A 3,643-nucleotide genomic window follows, 5' to 3' on the forward strand; every position below is an offset into this window, starting at 1 on the left:
GTAGGGGAGTGAGTCGACGATGGCCACTTCCCATCCTTGGGCTGCGCACTTGTTCGCGGCGGCGACCCCGGCCATGCCGGCGCCGATCACGATCAGGTCGAAGTGCTGGTTCATGCGGTGTTCTCCTTGACTGTCAGGTCGGTGGAGTTGTCAGCGTTCTGTACGGGTGAGGTGTCCGCCTGCGCGGTCGGTCTCGGGTGATGGGTCGGACGATCGCGTCCCCGGCCTCGGACCCACCGTGCCCATCCGGCAGCGGCGAGCGCGAGCCCTAGCCCGATCAGCGCCCAGCTCTGCAGGGACCAGCCAGCGATGGCGCCGGCGATCCCCAGCGACAACAGGACCGGCAGGCCGCAACAGAGACCGATGGCGCCGGCCATTGCCGCGATGGGGCCGATGTAGTGATGCGGTCACGCATCGGCCAGGACCGCCCGCAGTTGCTCGAGGGTCGGTGCGCCTTGGAATCCGTCCGGCGTGCGGTAGCGGCGGCAGGTCAGGCCTCCGACGCAACGACGCGGAGTCGTTCGTCCGCGATCTTCCAGTTCGGGCAGTCCTCGAAGTAGAGCAGCGTGATGTCCATGGCCGTCACGCTAAACCTTGATCCATGGTGCAAGGTCAAGGCGTAGAATGAGAGCATGCGCATCGGAGAGGCTGCCGAGGCGGCGGGCGTAGCGGCACAGACCATCCGCTTCTACGAGCGGCGTGGCCTGCTTCCCCAGCCACCGCGGGGTCCCAACGGATACCGCGACTACGACGCCTCGGTCCTCGCCCAACTCGCGTTCATCCGCAGCGGACAGTCAGCGGGGCTCACCCTGGTCGAGCTGGCCAGCATCCTCGACCAGCGCCGCGAGGGCGCCGTCCCATGCGCCCACGTCCACTCCCTGCTCATGACCAAGCTGAACGACATCAGGACCCGGCAAGAGGAACTCGCCGCCCTGGAAAGGGACCTCGAAGGCCTCATCAGCCGCAGTCACCGCCTCGATCCAGCGGACTGCACCGACTCGAAGATCTGTCACATCATCGCCCCAGACACGTGATGCGGGGTCGACGTTCGTCCGGCCGCCAGCTCGCCGGTTCCCACGACATCGTCGGCAACCCCGCATCCAACTGGGAACCGACCGTCGCTTGCGTTCCAGCGGCCTATCCAGTTGAGTCCTGGTCGCGCTTCCACTGCGCCGTCGCCTCGCTCTGGTGGTGCACTCCAAAGAGCCTGGCCGGGAACCACCACTTGACCGCGCGACCAACCGCCGTACGGCGGCACCAGCAGGCGGCGTCGCAGCCACACTCGCCGTTGCGGGGATTATGCACGCGCTGGATCAAGCTCCGGCTCACAGTGCTGAGTCTAGGTCGCCGCAGAGTGGGGCGAAGGGCTCCCCAGGCACGCACCAACGGACATGCGGGGGATTGGACCTGTGGCCATTTACTGTCCACATTGGGTCCGTTCCGCTCCGCACCAAACCGGTATCCTGAGACCGGAAGCGAGGGGGAATCCCTCACCACACCACGTGAATCGGTAGCTTCCGGCCCGAAACCGTAGTCCTCGCGATGCCCCTGATGGCGTCCAGAGGTCGCAGGTTCAAATCCTGCCCCCGCTACCAGTCACAGAAGGCCCGGACCATCAGGTCCGGGCCTTCTGTCATTTCGGATGCGACTGTCGCCGTTCGGCGTGAGCTGCTGGTCCCCGGTGATCCCGGTCGGAAGCCGATCGACGACCGGCCACACGGGTCACGCCTCGCACGGAGACACCATGTAGGAAAACCTGTACACTAGAGGCAGATCTGTTGAGGATTTCCTACGGAGGTGAGCAGGGTGACGTCTACCGCTTCAGTGCTGCTCGCCATGCTCCCGGACACCTTTCGATACTCCGATGCACGCGAACGGCTCAACGAGCGCCAGTTCCGCTCGCTGATCGAAAGCGGCCAGATCACCGCGATCTCGCGAGGCCTGTATCGCAAGGCTGACTCAATCGGCGACGACGACCTGCTGGAGATCGCCGCGAAGGCCCCCATGGCGACGATCTGCCTGAGGTCAGCGCTGTCCAGGCACGGACTGATCGATGACATCCCGGCCGAGTTCGACATCGCGATCCCGCGGGGGAGGGGGATGCCGGGGACGAACGTGCCCGTCAGGTGGCGCCACTTCGACAAGGCGACGTTCGAGCTCGGTCGCGACCAGTTGGCACTCGATGACCATCACTCGATCGGCATCTACTCGGCCGAGCGCAGCATCATCGACGCCTTCCGCCTCCGGCATCTCGTGGGCGAGGATCTCGCCAACGATGCCCTCAAGCGATGGCTTCGCCAGGGCGGGCAGCCGTCTGAGGTGCTCCGGCTGTCGAGGTCGTTCCCGCGGGCTGCGAGCGCCATGCGCAAGACCCTGGAAATCCTGTTGTGAGCCGAATATCTCGGGGAACGCCTGAGGCTGACGCCTATCTTGATCTGAGGAATCGTGCGCAGCGCGAGAAGCGCCCGACCCAGGAGCTGCTGCAGCTCTACGTCCTGGAGGCGTTCCTGAGCCGGCTGGCCGCGACTGACCTTCGGGATCGGTTCGTGCTCAAGGGCGGCGTACTACTGGCCGCCTTCGACGAGCGCCGGCCGACGCGGGACGTGGACCTCGCTGGGCTCGACCTGGCGAACGATGCCGAGACCGTGCTCGAGCTCGTCCGCTCGATCGTCGAGGCGTCGTCGCCGTTGGAGGACGGCGTCGTGTTCCTTCCCGAGGCGGCCAAGTCGGAGGTGATTCGGGAGGAGGACGCGTACTCCGGCATTCGCGTCAGCATGGGCGCCCGCCTGGCGGTGACCGCGATCCAGCGGGGCGTCGCCAACACTCGGTGGCGCGACTTCGGAGACATCTGGACGCTCTCGCGGCGGCACTCCGTGTCGGCCTCGGACCTTCGGATGGCGATCGATGCCGTCGCGGCTCACCGTGGTGCGGACTTGTCGCCGCTGGCTGAAGTCCTCGACGGGTACGCCGACCTCGGTCAGGCGCGTTGGATTGCCTGGCGCCGGCGCAGCAACTCCGATCACCTACCTGAGTCACTCGCCGGAGTCCTCGAGGGCGTCTTCGCCTTCGCAGATCCTGTGGTGGGCTCCGGCGAGACGATCCGCAATTGGGATCCACAGGCAGGCCACTGGCGTTAGTAGAGGGAACGAACGATGAGCATGTCACTTGAGCAGATCATGGAGTTCGCCCGCCAGCAGTGGGGAGAGGGGCTCGAGCCATCGCAGGGCAACATCCATGAGGCCGCAGTCGGGCTGGTCAGCAACTGGTATCGCAACACGAATGCGGTGGAGACCCTGGCACACGCCGAAGGGCCCTGGTCGGACGAGGACATGCTGCGCAAGAACGCATGGGCAACCGAGCCGGCGCGACTGGCGATCACTGCCGTTGCAGAGCGTGTCGACGATCTCGCTGCGGTCCAGGCTCTTCTCGAGAGCCTGCTGGACGACCTCAGAGCCATGCTGCCGACCGACGAGTCGAAGTCCGACCTTCGGTCCGAGAAGCAAGGGGCTCCTGCCCTCGCGACTGATTGGATCGCCACCAATGGCCTCGGCAACTGGCTGGCGTTTCTCACGAAAGGGCCTCTGTATCCGTCCGCCTGGTGGGGCACGCCCCGGTATCCCGAGATCGTCGACCAGTACTGCGC

5 protein-coding genes are annotated in these 3,643 nt (G+C 65.9%); 4 read left to right on the top strand and 1 reads right to left on the bottom strand.

What is annotated here, in order from left to right:
• Positions 1–114: FAD-binding protein (locus tag A6Q79_RS00325; protein WP_317695236.1), on the bottom strand; the 114-nt coding region annotated here is incomplete at its 3' end.
• Between the two features lie 518 nt (positions 115–632).
• Here A6Q79_RS00325 and A6Q79_RS00330 point away from each other — a divergent pair.
• The 4 genes from A6Q79_RS00330 to A6Q79_RS00345 all read left to right on the top strand — a co-directional run.
• Positions 633–1,034 (top strand): MerR family DNA-binding transcriptional regulator, encoded by a 402-nt coding sequence (locus A6Q79_RS00330; protein WP_292604650.1) that lies wholly within the window; start codon positions 633–635, stop codon positions 1,032–1,034.
• A gap of 763 nt (positions 1,035–1,797) precedes the next feature.
• Positions 1,798–2,391, top strand: coding sequence for a hypothetical protein (locus A6Q79_RS00335; RefSeq protein WP_317695227.1), 594 nt, complete (start codon positions 1,798–1,800; stop codon positions 2,389–2,391).
• Positions 2,388–3,137, top strand: a complete 750-nt coding sequence (locus A6Q79_RS00340; protein ID WP_317695230.1) for a nucleotidyl transferase AbiEii/AbiGii toxin family protein — start codon at positions 2,388–2,390, stop codon at positions 3,135–3,137. Before A6Q79_RS00335 ends, A6Q79_RS00340 begins: the two co-directional genes overlap by 4 nt.
• Before the next feature lie 21 nt (positions 3,138–3,158).
• Positions 3,159–3,643: hypothetical protein (locus tag A6Q79_RS00345; RefSeq protein ID WP_317695233.1), on the top strand; the 485-nt coding region annotated here is incomplete at its 3' end.

Origin of the sequence: Aeromicrobium sp. REDSEA-S32_B7 (genome assembly GCF_001626145.1) — a bacterium.
Lineage (GTDB): Bacteria > Actinomycetota > Actinomycetes > Propionibacteriales > Nocardioidaceae > Aeromicrobium > Aeromicrobium erythreum.